This is a genomic window from Bradyrhizobium sp. MI1.4, from assembly GCF_055811315.1.
Window position 1 is genome coordinate 114,236 of the sequence record NZ_JBVVPP010000008.1, and the last position, 15,259, is coordinate 129,494.

The 15,259-nt window shown below is 64.8% G+C and carries 12 protein-coding genes; 8 read left to right on the plus strand and 4 right to left on the minus strand.

What is annotated here, in order from left to right:
* Positions 1 to 28 precede the first annotated feature (28 nt).
* Together AC0L23_RS12120 and AC0L23_RS12125 are read right to left on the minus strand one after the other, a co-directional pair.
* Positions 29 to 1,519: a flavin-containing monooxygenase gene (locus AC0L23_RS12120; protein WP_085385346.1), complete on the minus strand. Its 1,491-nt coding sequence runs from the start codon at positions 1,517 to 1,519 to the stop codon at positions 29 to 31.
* 104 nt (positions 1,520 to 1,623) lie between these two features.
* Positions 1,624 to 2,073 (minus strand): cupin domain-containing protein, encoded by a 450-nt coding sequence (locus tag AC0L23_RS12125; protein ID WP_085385347.1) that lies wholly within the window; start codon positions 2,071 to 2,073, stop codon positions 1,624 to 1,626.
* A gap of 187 nt (positions 2,074 to 2,260) precedes the next feature.
* Here AC0L23_RS12125 and AC0L23_RS12130 point away from each other — a divergent pair, with 187 nt between their 5' ends.
* The gene (locus tag AC0L23_RS12130; protein WP_085385348.1) at positions 2,261 to 3,280 is read left to right on the plus strand and encodes an AraC family transcriptional regulator; all 1,020 of its coding nucleotides are present in this window, start codon (positions 2,261 to 2,263) and stop codon (positions 3,278 to 3,280) included.
* A 175-nt stretch (positions 3,281 to 3,455) separates the two neighbouring features.
* Here the strand turns inward: AC0L23_RS12130 and AC0L23_RS12135 are convergent, their stop codons facing one another.
* Both AC0L23_RS12135 and AC0L23_RS12140 read right to left on the minus strand, forming a co-directional pair.
* Positions 3,456 to 5,315 (minus strand): ATP-binding protein, encoded by a 1,860-nt coding sequence (locus AC0L23_RS12135; RefSeq protein WP_085361477.1) that lies wholly within the window; start codon positions 5,313 to 5,315, stop codon positions 3,456 to 3,458.
* A 142-nt stretch (positions 5,316 to 5,457) separates the two neighbouring features.
* Complete coding sequence (locus AC0L23_RS12140; protein ID WP_085385349.1) at positions 5,458 to 6,090, minus strand: cupin domain-containing protein; 633 nt, start codon at positions 6,088 to 6,090, stop codon at positions 5,458 to 5,460.
* Between the two features lie 218 nt (positions 6,091 to 6,308).
* Between AC0L23_RS12140 and AC0L23_RS12145 the strand changes: the two genes are divergently transcribed.
* The 7 genes from AC0L23_RS12145 (at position 6,309) to AC0L23_RS12175 (ending at position 15,258) form a co-directional block, all read left to right on the plus strand.
* Positions 6,309 to 8,000, plus strand: coding sequence for a peptide ABC transporter substrate-binding protein (locus tag AC0L23_RS12145; RefSeq protein WP_085385350.1), 1,692 nt, complete (start codon positions 6,309 to 6,311; stop codon positions 7,998 to 8,000).
* A 27-nt stretch (positions 8,001 to 8,027) separates the two neighbouring features.
* Positions 8,028 to 8,978, plus strand: coding sequence for an ABC transporter permease (locus AC0L23_RS12150; protein WP_018454102.1), 951 nt, complete (start codon positions 8,028 to 8,030; stop codon positions 8,976 to 8,978).
* Between the two features lie 2 nt (positions 8,979 to 8,980).
* Positions 8,981 to 9,856 carry an ABC transporter permease gene (locus tag AC0L23_RS12155; protein ID WP_026232671.1) on the plus strand — a complete coding sequence of 292 codons (876 nt, stop codon included), beginning with the start codon at positions 8,981 to 8,983 and terminating at the stop codon, positions 9,854 to 9,856.
* Between the two features lie 58 nt (positions 9,857 to 9,914).
* Positions 9,915 to 11,243, plus strand: a complete 1,329-nt coding sequence (locus tag AC0L23_RS12160; RefSeq protein WP_085385351.1) for an NAD(P)/FAD-dependent oxidoreductase — start codon at positions 9,915 to 9,917, stop codon at positions 11,241 to 11,243.
* Between the two features lie 13 nt (positions 11,244 to 11,256).
* Entirely contained in the window at positions 11,257 to 12,183 is a 927-nt protein-coding gene (locus AC0L23_RS12165) for a 2-hydroxyacid dehydrogenase (RefSeq protein ID WP_018454105.1), read from the plus strand.
* A 9-nt stretch (positions 12,184 to 12,192) separates the two neighbouring features.
* A complete protein-coding gene (locus tag AC0L23_RS12170) occupies positions 12,193 to 14,061 on the plus strand; it encodes an ABC transporter ATP-binding protein (protein ID WP_094183756.1) in 1,869 nt (622 codons plus the stop codon).
* A gap of 270 nt (positions 14,062 to 14,331) precedes the next feature.
* Positions 14,332 to 15,258 carry an AraC family transcriptional regulator gene (locus AC0L23_RS12175; protein WP_085385352.1) on the plus strand — a complete coding sequence of 309 codons (927 nt, stop codon included), beginning with the start codon at positions 14,332 to 14,334 and terminating at the stop codon, positions 15,256 to 15,258.
* The last annotated feature ends 1 nt before the right edge of the window (position 15,259 follow it).

The window sequence follows — 15,259 nt, forward strand, 5'->3', positions numbered from 1 at the left end:
AAATTCCACTCGGCCCGAATTCGCGGCCTCACGCCGCTTGGTAATCCGGCGCGGAGGCGAGAAATCGCGCATAGGCGTCCGCGTCCGGCGGCCGGAAGTGGCCCGCGAGCCCGCCGCGCTTCTGCTCCTTGGCGCCGATGTCGGCCATCAGCTCGTCGAAGTGACGGTAGTGATAGGGCGCGACGCAGAGGCCGCCATAGACGCCCGCAGCCGGCCGTTCGACCCGCTTGAAGTGCAGCATCATCTCGATGTTGTCGCGCATCTGTTGCGCGGTCGGCTGGCGTGCGAGCTGTCCGTCGGCGTAACGGACCAGCCAGTTGGCGGCGAGGTCGGCGCAGAGCACGGTGCAGAACGAGGAGTTGAAACCGACGAAACCGAGCTCCGGCAGGTCGGGATTGGCGATCAGGCGATAGAGCCGGTACTGCCCATCCGCATCGACCAGTTTTGCCTGGTACGCGGCGGGCAGGAATGGCACGCCGAGCTTGTAGCCGATCGCGAGCACCGCGACATCGGCCGCCACGCGCTCGCCGCCGCTCATCACGATGGTGTCACCGTCGTAATGATCGAAGCTGCCGAACACGGCCTTGATGCGGCCGTCGGCTACCATCGGATGGAAGCCGGGTGTTGCGATCGGCACCGAGCAGTTGACTCCGTCCTCGATCCGCTCCTTCGGCACCATGTTGCATTGCTTCAGCTTGAGCTGCGCCTTCAACAGGCTTTCCAGCCCGCGCCAGTTTGCCCAGACGAACGGTGCTGCGATGCGATGCGCAAGGCGCGACATCGCGCCGATGCCCCAGCCCGGAAACATCTCCTCCTGCGCACGGATGTAGAGGATGCGCTTGAAGTTCACGAGACCGCCGATGAAATAAGGAATGCGCCAGACCGGCTCGCGCATCACGATCGTCACCTCACGCGCGCCCGCTTTCACGGCGTTCACCGCGATGTCGGTTGCCGATTTCGATCCGCCGAGCACGACGACGCGCCGTCCTTTCACCACTTGAGGATCGTTGTATTTCGATGAATGCAGGATCTGCCCGCCCTGTGCTAGAAAGCCGTCTTCGCCGGGGCAGTGCAGCTCCCGCGGCTCGTTGAACTGTCCGGTGCAGACCGCGACGAAGTCGAAATCCTCAGCTGTGCTGGCGCCGCTCTTGTCCGAGAGCGTGAGCGTCCAGCCTGGTCTGCCGTCGGCGCGTCGCGCCATGCCCGACACGCTGGTGTTGAAACGCAGCATACGGTCGAGGCCAAAAATTCGTGCGTAGTCGGCGAGGTAGGCGTGGACTTGCGATCCGGTCGGCCATTCCGGATAGGCTTCGGGCATGGCGCGGTCGGTGTAGCGGTAGAGCTCCTTCGGGCTCTGGGTCTGCACCTCCGGATAGGAGCGCGCCGGCTCCCAGACGCCGCCGAGATCGGCGCTGCGTTCAATGATGGTGACCCGGTGACCGCGGGTCGAGAACGCCTTTGCGGCGGCAAGGCCGGAGACGCCGGCGCCGATCACGCAGACATGCTTTGGGTTGACCATGGGATTGCTCGCGAGCTCGAATGTTCTGGGCACAGCAGGCCGCGTTCGGCCGCGCTGCGCGGCCGCTGGACCTGCGACGAAACAGAAATGGGAGTGGCGGCCGCCTAGTCGTTGGCTTCAGGCGGCAGGAAGTCGACCTCGTGCAGGGCCGAGATGCGCACCACCTCGGCGGGGTCGGCCAGATTGTGGAGCTGGTTGAACAGCGCCTCCAGCTTCTGCATCGGCGAGACCCAGAACAGCGCGCGGGCCGGCTTGTCGGACTTGTTGAAATAGCCGTGCGGGATGCCGCGCGGCAGGCGCACGAGATCACCGGCGTTGGCCTTGACCCATGTGCCGTCGAGCTTGAGGTCGAGCGTGCCCTCCTGCACCAGGATGAATTCGTCCTGGGTCGGATGGATGTGCACCGGCACGAACTGGCCCGGCTCGCTGTTGGTCTCGAAGGCAAAGGTGGAATCGGTGACGGCCTTGGGAAAATAGACCTGGCCCAGAATATTCCAGGTCTTGCCGCCATAGCCCGTGCCGTTCGCGGTAATGCCCTTCTCGAGTGCAGTCATGGCTCGCCTCCATCGTGGATCCCGACGAGGGTGGAGCTTCGGCCAGGCGCGGGCTGCTGTCTATCCGCTAAACGAATCCGGACACGTCCTGTGCCGTGCGGCACGACGTTTTTGCGACAGGGCTCTTTCCGGGGACGGGGAACTATTATAGGTTTAAAATATTCCGTGATGCCAAGCGTGGTCGGCGATGTCCGCAGCCGAGCTGGAAATGAGCACGCCTCGATCCGCGGCCGAAAGGCTCGCGGCTTTCGCCCGCGTCACCACCGACGACGCCGACGAGGCGGCCGAGCAGGTCGGGCGCATCTTCTGCCCGCATGATCTGACGCCGATGCGGAGGTCGGGCTTCTCGGCCAGGCACAATTGTGCCGCCTTCGACGGCTTTTCCATCAACTATGTCGCCTATGGCGGATCCGTCACCATCGATCCCGGCTGCCTCGACCGCTTCTTCCTGGTGCAGATCCCGCTCGCTGGCACGGCCCGTATCCGCGCAGGTACCCGCGAACTCGACACAGCGCCGGAACGGACGGCGTCGCTGTTGTCGCCGACCATCCCGACCCGGATGATCTGGACCGAGTCGGCGCAAGCGATCCTGCTGCTCGACCGCCGCATGGTTGAGCAGCGCGCAGCGGCATTGTCGGGCAGGGCGACCGGCGCGGTCGAGTTCGACCCTACGCTCGACCTGAACGTGCCGGCCGCGCGCGGCCTCGCGGCGAAGCTCGTCGAGCTGATGATGCTCGCCGAAGGTCTCGGACCGTCCGGCAGGCTTTCACCGGTCGCGACCGCGGGCTGGCGCGAGGCGCTGCTTCATTACCTCCTCGACGGCCAGCGGCACGGCCTGTCCGACGCGATCAGAACGTTCTCGGGCCAGGGCGAGCGTCTGCCGCGCGCGCTGCACACTGCGCGGGACTGCCTCGCGGCGAATGCCTGCGAGCCGCTCGACCTTGCGCACCTCGCCTGTGAGTCCGGGATCGGCATCCGCGCGCTACAGCTCGGTTTCCGCCGTCATTTCGGCGTGTCGATCTCGCAGATGCTGCTCGACATGCGCCTCGCCAATCTCCACACCCGGCTCACGCAAGCCGAGCTGGACACTTCGATCACCGAGATCGCCTTCGATCTCGGCTTCACCCATCTCGGCCGCATGGCCCGCGCCTATCGCGAAAAATTCGGCGAGACGCCGTCAGCGACGCTGCGGCGGAAGATGAGCTGATGCGCCGGCGGCTTCCCATGTCGGTTGGGGAGCGCGCGGCGCGAAGACGCGGCATCATTTGAACGTCGTCGCCTGAGTAACATCGCCCCAGCAATACTGATCGTCGCAGTCTTTTAGCTTGTCGTTGATTGACCATTCAACCATGCCACCCGCGTTGGAATTCGCAGCGGATGGCCTAGGTCTTCCGCGACCTTGTCGCGCCATCGCGTTCAGCCGCCTGCCTGCGCAGAAAGCCTTCGAGATCGGCCTGCACGGAATAGGGCGTCGGGATCGGATCGCCCGCGTCGTCGACAGCGGTGTCGAGAGAGCGGCGCAGCATGCGCGCGAGCTCGGCCTTGCGGTAGGGCTTTGTCAGAAGCGGTGCGCCCCTGGTGGCGCGTCCCTGCGCATGCGGGGCGTCGTAGGCATAGCCCGACGTGAATAGCACCCGCAGCGAGGGGCGCGATGCCACCATCTCGTCGGCGAGCTCTCGTCCGTTCAAGCTGCCGGCCATCACGATGTCGGTGAAAAGCAGGTCGAAGGGCGTGCCTTCGGCCGCGATGGCCAGTGCCTCGGCTGCATTGGCGGCCGGGATGACCTTGTAGCCGAGGCTTTCGAGCTGAACCGTGACGTACTGGCGGACGTCGCGGTCGTCCTCGACACAAAGAATGGTTTCCGTCCCGCCCACGACCTTGCGCTCGTCATAGCCAGTGGGGCGAAGCGTGCTCGCCTCCGCCTTCGGCAGATAGATCGTGAAAGTCGTGCCGCGTCCTTCTTCGGAAGCGACCTTGATGCCGCCGCCGGACTGCTTGATGAATCCGAACACCATGCTGAGCCCGAGCCCGGTGCCCTTCCCGACGTCCTTGGTCGAGAAGAAGGGATCGAAGATCCGCTCCAGAATGGCCGGCGGAATGCCAGTGCCGGTATCGCCTATCTCGATCTCGACATAGTCGCCGGCATAGCCGGCCCCGACCGCCACGGCCTCGCGGACGCCGAACACGACGTTGCGCGTCGTCAACGTCAGTCTGCCGCCGTCCAGCATCGCGTCGCGGGCGTTGATCGCGAGGTTGAGAAGCGCCGAGCTCAATTGGCCGCGATCGACGAGGGCGAGCCAAATGTTGCCGTCGAGCCGGGTCACGATCTCGATCTTCTTGTCGAAGGTTGCCAGCAGCAGCTTTGCGAGCTCTTCGAGCAGCTCGTTGATGTCGCTCTCGGCCGGCTTGAGCGCCTGCTTGCGGGCAAAGGACAACAGGCTCGACGTCAGCGCGGCGCCGCGATCGGCGGCGTCGCTGATCAGCTTGGTGATGGTCGCGAGCGGCGGATTATCCTTCACGGCGTCGGCGAGGATCTCGATCGTGCCCGTGATCACGGTGAGCATGTTGTTGAATTCGTGCGCAATGCCGCCGGTGAGCTGACCGATCGCCTCCATCTTCTGGGCCTGGATCAGCTGCTCCTCGGCGGCGCGCTTCTGGGTGACATCCTTGACGAAATTGTTGATGAGGGTGCGCCCCCCGATGTGGAGCGCCGTGCTGGAGGCCTCGATCAGGATCTCGTCGCCGTCCCGGTGCAGCAGGGTCGCTTCGAACCGGATGCCGATCGGCGTATCCGACAATTCCGGCAGCAGCCGCATCATGCGTTGCCTGAAGCCGTCGCGCAGCGGCTCGGCGATGAGGAGATTGACGACGTCCGTGCCGAGCGCCTCCTTGCGCGTCCATCCCGTCAGGGCCTCGGCCTGAAGGCTCCATTCCAGCACGATGCCGTTCTGGTCGGTCTGAACGAAGGCATCGAGCGCGGTCTTGATGACCGCTTGCGTCATCTGTGCGCTGGCCCGCGCCTGCTCGGTCAGTAGCGCGGCGGCGCGTTTTTCCTGCGCCGTTTCGATCGCGCGCGTGCACAGACGAGCGAGCAGGACCGCAATGGCGCCGCTTGCGAGCATGGCGACGATCTGGGCAATGCCGAACCCGGTTCCGGTCGCGGCATAGGAGACGAGGAGAGCCGCCGCGGTCACGATGACCTGCGCGGCCATCGCGAGTGTCAGAAGCCGCCTGAGTTTCATGGTCTCACACCAACGCGTCAGTGGCAGACCCTCGTGTCCGCCCTGTCAATGACCGGCTCCACGTGAGCTACAGATGTGAGCTACAGATTCCGCGCGGCAGCGTCGAGGGGCAATTTGCGGTGGTGCCGGGCTGGCGGCGCTTTCAACCTGCCGGCGAATCGGTCTGGCGCAGCGTCGTCACCCAGATCACGCGGGCCGTCTGCTGGGTCGGGTTGTCGAACATGTGCGGCACGATGCTCGGAAAGCGAAAGCTGTCGCCGGCGTCGAGCAGATGGGCCTGGTTGTCGAGCCACAGCCGCAGGCTGCCTGAGAGGATGTAGCCCGCCTTCTCGCCGGTGTGCTGCAGGAAGTCGGTGCCGGACGAGGCGCCGGGATTGAGCGTGAGCTCGTAGAGTTCGAGCTGGCCCTTGTCTGCCGGCGTCAGCGCTTCCTTGACGACGCCGCTGGCGGTGAGCCGCAGCAGGCGCCGGCTGTTCTTGCGGACGATGTAGCGCTGCACGTCGCCGGGATCGGTGGTCTCGAAGAAATAGGAGATGGGAACGTCGAGCGCGATGCTGAGCAGGCGCAACGTGCGTATCGACGGCATGGCACGCGCGCGTTCGAGCTGGCTGATCATGCCGTTAGAGAGGCCGGTCTTATTGGCGACGTCCTGGATCGACAGGCCCGCACGCTGCCGCAGCAGCCGCACGGTCTCGCCCAGGCGCTGGTCGACGGCATCGTCGGCCTCGGTCGCCGGGGCATCCTTCGGATCGTTGATCTCGCCGCGACCATCCATGTCGCTCTCCCGTGCATCATCTCAGCCCCGGACAACGACGGTCCGGAGCTTCAGTCGGCGTGAAAAGGTCGCGCATCCTAGCAATATCATTGACAGCTGTATTTAGTCGTGATGAACTTTTGATAGAAAAATTTAGAAGCACTAAAGCCCACTCCTGTCCCTTTGCCGGGGTCTCGGGGCGCGGGAGACGGTGCCGCGTGCGACAACGGAGAGTGGTCATGGCGGACGACACCGGGAAGTTCGGCGTTGGGGCACTGCATCTCGGCAATCCGAATCGCCGTCAGATCTTTCAGCTCGGGGCCGGCGCCGCGGCGGGATGGACGCTATCGGGCAACGCATTTGCGCAGACAGAACGCCCGACCAATCCGCCGGACAAGCCGCGCGGACAGGTGATCGCGGCGCTGTCGCAGGAGCCGACGGTCTTTCATCCCCTGATGCCGGGCATCGAAGTCGATCAGGGCATCTGGTGGCAGGTGTTCTCGCCGCTCTGGTTCATCGATCCCGACGGCAAGTTCGTTCCCGACCTCGCCCGCGAAGTCCCGACGGTCGAGAATGGCGGCCTCTCGGCCGACGGCCTGACCTGGAAGATCAAGCTCCGCAGCGACGTGAAATGGCACGACGGCACGCCGTTCACGGCCGAGGACGTGAAGTTCTCGCTTGAGCTGATCAACAACCCCGATTTTCGCGCGCGCAGCCGCGTCGGCCATAGTCTCGTCAAGGACATCAAGATCGTCGCGCCCGACGAGATTCACTGGCGCATGGAAGCTCCCTATTCGCCCTATATGTCGATCCTGGGATCGCTGACCTTCATCGTGCCCAAGCACATCCTGGAGAAGGTGACCGATCCGAACGCCTCGCCGTTCCACAATGCGCCTGTCGGCACCGGACCGTTCCGCTGGGGCGAGCGCGTACCGGGCGACCACATTCAGTTGAATGCCCATACCGGCTATCACGGCAGGGGACCCTACGTTGAGCGTGTGGTGTTCAAATACATTCCAGACCTGACCGTGCTCTACACCCAGTTCCGCACCGGCCAGGTCGATTACACCGGCCTGCAAGGCATTCTGCCGAACTTCGTGCAGGAAGCGAAGACGCTGAAGGGCCGCAAGATCTTCGTCTCATCCACGTCGTCGGTGGAGCACATCGCGCCCAATCTGGAGTTCGGCGCGTTGGCGGACCGCACGGTGCGCGAGGCGCTGTATCTCGCGATCAACAAGCAGGCGATCATCGACGCGCTGAACTACGGCTTGCCGACGCAGACCGAAAGTTTCGTGCCGCAACAGGCCTGGTCGTTCCAGCAGGGACTGCCGCAGCACAAATACGATCCGGCCAAGGCCAACACGCTGCTCGATGCGGCCGGTTGGGTCCGCGGCGCCGGCGGCGTGCGCGAGAAAGGCGGCGTCAAGCTCGAATTCACCAATTCAACGACGTCGGGCAATGCGGTGCGTGAGCAGACCCAGCAGCTGCTGATCCAGGACTGGCGCGCGATCGGTGCCGCGATGCGCGTCAACAACATGCCGGCCGCCGTGATCTGGGGCGACTTCTGGCAGCAATCGAAATTCAATTCGGTGATCGTGGGAGTGAATTTCATGCTCGGCAGCGACCCCGACGTGACGCCCCGCTTCGGCTCCGGCGCCATTCCTGCCAAAGGTGGCCGCGGCTACAACACCTATCAGTATCGCAACCCGGAGGCGGATCGGCTTCTCGCCGAAGGTGCCAAGCAGTTCGATCTGGCGCAGCGCAAGACGACCTATGGCGCTCTGCAAAAGCTCATCCGCGACGACCTCGCGATCCTGCCCCTGTTCCAGGGCTTCATCGCCGAAGGTGTGAAGGAAGGGCTGCAAGGCTTCCGTCCCAACATCAACATGTCGATCAACTGCTGGAACATTCGCGAATGGTATTGGGCCTGATGGTTCAGGCGCGCGAGATCGCCTGAGATGGCCCGTTACGTCGCCAATCGCCTGGCGCAGGCGATCATGCTGCTGGTGATCGTGTCCGCGATCGGCTTCGCCATCCTGCATCTGGCGCCCGGCGGTCCGCTCTCGCAATTCGCGGCGTCCGCGCAGATGACGCAGGAGGATCTCGACCGCGTCACGCGGCAGCTCGGCCTCGATCGTTCGCTGCCGATCCAGTATCTCGATTGGTTCGGCCGGATGCTGAGGGGCGATTGGGGCCGCTCGTATCGTGACGGCGAGGCGGTGCTGGCGGTGATCTCGTCGCATCTCGGCGCCACGCTGGAACTGATGGCGACTGCGACCATCATCGCGGTGCTGCTAGGCTGCTGGATTGGCGTGCTCGGTGCGCTGCGCCGCTATTCGCTGTTCGATTCGCTCGCAACCGTCGGCGCCATGATCGCATTGTCGATCCCGACCTTCTGGTTCGGCCTCGTCACCATCTATGTGTTCTCGGTGAAGCTCGGCTGGCTGCCGGCCGGGAACCGGCAGACCGTCGGCGACGGCTCCCTGCTCGATCTGCTCCATCATCTCATTGCGCCGGCGCTGGTGCTGGCGCTGGTGGAGACCGCGATGTGGGGCCGCTTCATGCGCTCCTCGATGCTCGAAGTCATCAATCAGGACTACATTCGCACCGCGCGCGCCAAGGGCATGCCGGAATGGCGAATCCTTACGGTTCACGCCTTGCGGAACGCGTTGCTGCCGATGATCACGGTGGGCGGCCTTCAGTTTCCGACGCTGCTCGGTGGTGCGCTGGTCGCCGAGACCGTGTTCACCTGGCCCGGCATGGGCCGGCTGTTCCTCGATTCCATCGGATATCGCGACTATCCCGTGGTTATGGGCATTCTGATGTTCTCGGCGATCATGGTGCTGATTGGGTCGCTGCTGGCCGACATCCTCTATGCCGTCGTCGATCCGCGCATCCGGGTGGGCTAGGGATGACGACCGTAGACTTGTCCAGCGCTCAACCCGCACCCGGCCAGGCCGCGTGGCGGCGATTTCGTCGGCACCGGCTTGCGCTTGCAGGCGCGGTGATCATTCTCGCCCTTGTTCTCGGTTCGGCATTCGGCCCGTACCTCCTGCCGTTCGACGACACCTACATCGATATCATGAAGCGGTTCGCACCGCCGCTGTCGGGCGCGCACATCCTCGGCACCGACGAACTCGGCCGCGACGTGCTGGCGCGGCTGATGATGGGCGCGCGCGTCTCGCTGTCGATCGGCTTCGTCGCGATGGTGATGGCGATGGCGGTGGGCATCGTCGTCGGGGCCTTCGCCGGCTTCTATGGCGGCGTGGTCGGCGCGGTGCTGATGCGGCTCGTCGATGCCATGCTCTGCTTTCCGACCATCTTCCTGCTGCTTGCGCTCGCGGCGCTCATCGAGCCCGGCTTCGTCACCACCACCGTGCTGATCGCGGCAACCGCCTGGATGTGGGTGGCCCGCGTCGTCGAGGCCCAGGTGCGTTCGCTGCGGGAACGCGAGTTTGCGGTTGCTGCACTCGCGTTCGGCTCGTCGAACCTGCGGATCATGTTCCGCGAGCTCGTGCCCAATGCGATTGCGCCGATCGTGGTGGCGGCGACGCTGAACGTCGCCAAGGCAATTCTGCTGGAATCCTATCTCAGCTATCTCGGTTACGGCATTCAGCCGCCGGCCGCGAGCCTCGGTAACATGCTCAACAACGCGCAGATCTATCTCACCAGTGCGCCCTGGCTTGCGATCGCGCCGGGCCTCGCCATCACGCTTGCCGTGACGAGCTTCAACTTCCTCGGCGACGGCCTGCGCGATGCGCTCGATCCGCGAATGAACATCCCATGATCTGCAAACTAGCGATGAGCAAGCTTGCTCCGATCGAACTGAATATCTGGAGTGTCCTATGTCCCCGCCGCTCACCCGTATAAACAGCGACGAGCACCTGCCGGCGCAGGTGGATGTCGTCGTCATCGGCGGCGGCGTCATTGGCGTCTCCGCGGCCTATCATCTCGCGAAGAAGGGCCTCTCCGTCGCCCTGGTCGAGAAGGGCCATGTCGGCGGCGAGCAGTCGAGCCGCAATTGGGGCTGGTGCCGCCAGCAGGGCCGCGCGCGTGAGGAGATCCCGCTGGCCCGCGAGGCACTGCGACTGTGGGAAGACATGCAGAACGATGCCGGCGTCGATGCCGGCTTCCGCCGCACCGGCGTGCTGTTCCTGACCAAGAGCAAGGACGAACTCGCCAGCTGGGAGCGATGGGCCGTAACGGCGCGCGAGATGCAGGTCCACTCCACGGTCCTGACGCCGGCGGAGGTCGCCGAGCGCCTGCCCGGCAATGCCGAAAAATGGGTCGGCGGATTGCACACGCCGAGCGACGGGCGCGCCGAGCCCTCAATGGCCGTGCCGGCGCTTGCGACCGCCGCGCGAAAGCACGGCGTCACTATTCATCAGGGCTGCGCCGCGCGTGGGTTGGAGACGCAAGGTGGACGGGTGAGCGCCGTCGTCACCGAGAAGGGCACCGTTCGCACGCAATCGGTGCTGCTGTCCGGCGGCGCCTGGTCGTCGCTATTCTGCCGTCGCCACGGCATCGAGCTGCCGATCGGCCTCGTCAATGCGACCGCGTGCCGGACCACGCCGGGGCCGGAGGTCACCTCCGGTGCGCTCGGCACCGATTTCTATTGCATCCGCCGCCGCCTCGACGGCGGCTTTACCCTGGCGCTACGCAACCGCGGCACGGTCGAACTGTCGCCTGATCTGTTCCGGTACGCGCGAACTTTCTGGCCGACCTATCTGCATCGCAAGAACGGGTTGAAACTGTCGTTCGGCAAATCCTTCTTCGACCAGCTCATGCGCGGCACGAACTGGAGCTTGGACAAGCCGTCGCCATTCGAGACCGAGCGGGTGCGCGATCCCGCGCCTGACATGTCGCTGGTCAATGCCGCGCTGGCTTCGCTGATCAAGTCGAACCCTGAATTGAAGGACATCGAGATCGCGGAAGCCTGGGGCGGGACGATCGACTGCACGCCGGATACCATTCCGGTCATCTCGCCGGTCGATGCCATGCCCGGCTTCTTCCTTGCCACCGGCTTCTCCGGCCACGGCTTTGGCATCGGTCCTGCGGCCGGCAAGCTCGCGGCGGACATCGTGACGGGCGCGACGCCGCTGGTCGATCCCGCGGCCTACAGCCACAAGCGCCTGATCGACGGCCGCCGGCTCGCGCCGGTCAGCCCGTTCTGAGAGTTTTGGCGGCATGACGGTTCTCTACAAGGCCAACATGGTTCGGGGCGCTGAATGGGCGGGCTTCTTCGCCGAGCGCGCGCCCGATGTGCCATTCCGGCTCTGGCCCGACATCGGCGATCCCGCCGACATCCGCTATCTCGTGGCGTGGGTGCCGCCGGACGACATCGCGACGACTTTCCCTAATCTCGAACTCGTTTTCTCGGTCGGTGCGGGTGTGGACCAGTTCGACCCGTCAATAGTTCCGCCGCACATTCCGCTGGTGCGCATGCTTGAGCCCGGTATCGCCGAGACCATGGTCGAATACGTCACCATGGCTGTGCTCGCGCTGCATCGCGATCTCCTGCACTTCATTGCTCAGCAGAAGGCGCAGGTCTGGCGCGAGATCCGGATCACGCCGGCCAAACGTCGTCGCGTCGGCGTGATCGGTCTCGGCCAACTCGGCCAGGCCGTGCTCGAACGCCTCACGGCGTTCGGCTTTCCGCTTCTCGGCTGGAATCGCTCGCCGCGCGAGATCGAGGGCGTCACGAGTTACGCGGGCATGGAGACGTTGCCGGATTTCCTTGCTCAGACCGACATTCTCGTCTGCCTGCTGCCTTTGACCGACGAGACCCGCGGCATCCTGAATGCGGACTTGTTCGCGCGCCTGCCGCGCGGCGCGTCGCTCGTCAATGTCGGGCGTGGCCCGCATCTGGTCGAAGCCGACCTTCTCGCGGCGCTCGACAGCGGCGCGTTGTCGGGTGCTGTCCTCGATGTCGCCGAGCCGGAGCCGCTGCCTGCGGGTCACCCTTTCTGGAGCCACCCGCGCATCCTGGTCACGCCGCACAATGCCAGCATGACGACGCCGGATACGGCGGTCGATTTCGTGCTGGATGTGATTGCGCGCCACCGCCGCGGTGAAGAATTGCCGGGGCGTGTCGATCGTAGTCGTGGCTATTAGGACACTGGCATGAGCATGGGCGCAAGCGGAGCTGATCAAATCGCTGCCAACGCGCAGTCGCCGGTGCTGTCGGTTTCCGGCCTGACGACGTCCTTCCTGCGTGAGCGGCAATGGATTCCCGTCGTCTGCGACGTGTCGTTCGATATTGCCTCGCGGGAAACCGTGGCGATCGTCGGCGAGTCCGGTTCGGGCAAGAGCGTCACTGCGCTCTCGATCATGCGGCTCATTCCGAAGGAGAACGGCCGGGTCGAAGGCAGCGTCCGGCTTGCCGGTCGCGACCTGCTGACGCTGCCCGAAGCGAGCATGAAGGATGTTCGTGGCAACGAAATCGCCATGATCTTCCAGGAGCCGATGACGAGCCTCAATCCGGTGCTGACCATCGGCTTCCAGATTGCGGAAGCACTGATCCAGCACCGCGGCCTGTCGCGCGCGGCGGCGGAGGTCGAGACCATATGCCTGCTCGACCGCGTGCGGATACCTGCGGCGAAATCGCGCTTCCACGAGCATCCGCATCGCTTCTCCGGCGGCATGCGCCAGCGCGTAATGATCGCGATGGCGCTGGCCTGCAAGCCGAGGCTGCTGATCGCAGACGAGCCGACCACCGCGCTCGACGTCACGATCCAGGCCCAGATCCTGGAGCTTCTGAAGGAGCTTCAGCAGGAAGAGGAGATGTCGATCCTCTTCATCACCCACGACATGGGGGTGGTGGCCGAGATCGCGGACCGCACCGTGGTGATGTATGGCGGCCAGGCAGTGGAAACCGATGCGACCGCGCGCATCTTTGCTTCACCCTCGCATCCTTATACCCGCTCGCTGCTCGCGGCCGTGCCACGCCTCGGCTCGATGGACGGGCGGACGCGGCCGATGCGTTTTCCGACCGTCGACAAGGTGACGGGGACCTCTGACGAGCCGGCGGAGACGCCCGATACGGTCTCGATTGCCGAGCGACCGCTGCTCGAGGTCTCCAACCTCACGACGCGCTTTCCAATCCGCTCGGGCCTGTTCGGCAAGGTCTCGGGCCGCGTCCATGCGGTCGAGAACATCTCCTTCACCTTGCGCGCCGGGGAGACGCTGGCGCTGGTCGGCGAATCCGGCTGCGGCAAGTCGACGACGGGCCGCTCCATTCTCAAGCTGACGGAGCCGGACAGCGGCACCGTTCTGGTGGACGGGCAGGATGTGCTGGCGATGAATGCCCGCACCTTGCGTGACTTTCGCAAGCAGATGCAGATCGTGTTCCAGGATCCGTTCGCGAGCCTCAACCCGCGCATGTCGGTGGGAACGGCGATTGCGGCCCCATTGCTCGCCAACGGGCTCGTCACGGCGTCGCAGGCACGGGAGAAGGTCGCCGACCTGCTTGTCCGCGTTGGTCTCACCGCCGACATGGCCGCGCGCTTTCCGCACGAATTCTCCGGTGGCCAGCGCCAGCGCATCTGCATTGCCCGCGCGCTCGCGCTCGGACCGAAGCTGATCGTCGCGGACGAAGCGGTCTCGGCGCTCGACGTTTCGGTCAAGGCGCAGGTCGTCAATCTGATGCTGGACCTTCAGGCCAGCATGGGACTTGCCTATCTCTTCATTTCCCACGATATCGCGGTGGTCGAGCGCATGAGCCATCGCGTCGCGGTGATGTATCTCGGCGAGATCGTCGAAACCGGTCCACGCGCGGCCCTGTTCGGAAATCCGCAGCATCCCTATACGAAGAAGCTGATGGGGGCCGTGCCGGTGCCCGATCCAGCGCGCCGCGGCACCAGGCGCGAGGCCACGAATGACGAGATCAGAAGCCCGGTGCGCGCGCCCGATTACCAGCCGCCCGTGCGTCAATTTCGTGAGGTGTCGCCGGGCCATGTCGTCCAGCTCTGGGGCGAGGAATGGTCCAACTGACGTGCGCAGGCCACAAATCATTTCCAAAATGCACGATGAAGTCGCCCCGCGATCTGCCGGGCAGGTCAACGGTGGTGTCCTTCGCGACGCCAGGCCGGTGACATCGCGCTGAAATCACAATGAAATCATCGCGGCACGGCCCGGTGCGACGGCCGGCCGCGCCAGCTTCGTGTTATGCGCTGCAGCTGGACCGTCGGCCGGCGATCTCCGATAATGCGCGGATCTCGGGAAGGCCGGCGAAGACGTGCCTTTACGGATGGATTTACTAGAATGACACAAGCAGGCGTCTACGGGCAGAGGCTCGGGCAGGGCCTTCGCTCGAAGCAAGCACCGGTCCTGATCACGCGTTCGCTGCACAGCGCCGAGCTCGCGGTCACCGAAGTCCGCAACGACGATCCGACACCGGATATTTCCGGATCGCTGGCTGCGGAAGATGCCTATCTCCTCAGCCTGAAACTCCGCGACTATCCGGATTGCGAATGCTGGGAGGAGGGCCGCTGTGTCACCAAGGCGGATGTTCGCGCAGGTGCGACTTATCTGTACGACCTCAAGCGTGACCCGCGCTATGTGATCGACAAGCCGTTTCACTCGCTCTTCTTCTATTTGCCGCGCTCGGCGCTCAACAGCGTTGCCAGGCAACCGGGCGGGCCGCGCGTAGGCGAGCTCAGCTACGAGCCCGGTGTCGGTCATGACGACGAGGTCGTTCGACATGTCGGTGCCTCGTTGCGGCAAGGACTGTGTCGGCCCGACGAGACCAACCAGCTTTTCGTCGATCACATGATGCTCGCGCTCACCGCCCATGTCGCCCAGACCTATGGTGGGCTGAAGCCGGCCGCGGAACCGAGCCGCGGCGGTCTTGCGCCATGGCAGGTGAAGCGTGCATGTGACCGGCTCGATTCCGATCTCTCGGGCAAGATCGCGCTGCAGCTGATCGCGACCGAGCTTGGGCTGTCAGTCAGCCACTTCTCACGCGCGTTCCGGATCTCCACCGGCCTGCCGCCGCATCAATGGCTGCTCCAGCAGCGCGTCAAGGCGGCCAAGCAACTGATGACAGTCCGCGACCTGCCGTTGTCCGAGATTGCCATCTCGGCCGGATTTGCCAATCAGAGCCATTTCACGCGGGTGTTCTCGTCCATCGTCGGCGTCAGTCCGGGCGCGTGGCGCCGCGAAACGGATGGCGGACGGGACAAGACTTGAA

What these genes read in the sequence shown, in the direction of transcription:
- AC0L23_RS12120 (WP_085385346.1), bottom strand. Translation starts at nt 1,519, where the DNA reads ATGGTCAACCCAAAGCATGTCTGCGTGATCGGCGCCGGCGTCTCCGGC.
- AC0L23_RS12125 (WP_085385347.1), bottom strand. Translation starts at nt 2,073, where the DNA reads ATGACTGCACTCGAGAAGGGCATTACCGCGAACGGCACGGGCTATGGC.
- AC0L23_RS12130 (WP_085385348.1), top strand. Translation starts at nt 2,261, where the DNA reads ATGTCCGCAGCCGAGCTGGAAATGAGCACGCCTCGATCCGCGGCCGAA.
- AC0L23_RS12135 (WP_085361477.1), bottom strand. Translation starts at nt 5,315, where the DNA reads ATGAAACTCAGGCGGCTTCTGACACTCGCGATGGCCGCGCAGGTCATC.
- AC0L23_RS12140 (WP_085385349.1), bottom strand. Translation starts at nt 6,090, where the DNA reads ATGGATGGTCGCGGCGAGATCAACGATCCGAAGGATGCCCCGGCGACC.
- AC0L23_RS12145 (WP_085385350.1), top strand. Translation starts at nt 6,309, where the DNA reads ATGGCGGACGACACCGGGAAGTTCGGCGTTGGGGCACTGCATCTCGGC.
- AC0L23_RS12150 (WP_018454102.1), top strand. Translation starts at nt 8,028, where the DNA reads ATGGCCCGTTACGTCGCCAATCGCCTGGCGCAGGCGATCATGCTGCTG.
- AC0L23_RS12155 (WP_026232671.1), top strand. Translation starts at nt 8,981, where the DNA reads ATGACGACCGTAGACTTGTCCAGCGCTCAACCCGCACCCGGCCAGGCC.
- AC0L23_RS12160 (WP_085385351.1), top strand. Translation starts at nt 9,915, where the DNA reads ATGTCCCCGCCGCTCACCCGTATAAACAGCGACGAGCACCTGCCGGCG.
- AC0L23_RS12165 (WP_018454105.1), top strand. Translation starts at nt 11,257, where the DNA reads ATGACGGTTCTCTACAAGGCCAACATGGTTCGGGGCGCTGAATGGGCG.
- AC0L23_RS12170 (WP_094183756.1), top strand. Translation starts at nt 12,193, where the DNA reads ATGAGCATGGGCGCAAGCGGAGCTGATCAAATCGCTGCCAACGCGCAG.
- AC0L23_RS12175 (WP_085385352.1), top strand. Translation starts at nt 14,332, where the DNA reads ATGACACAAGCAGGCGTCTACGGGCAGAGGCTCGGGCAGGGCCTTCGC.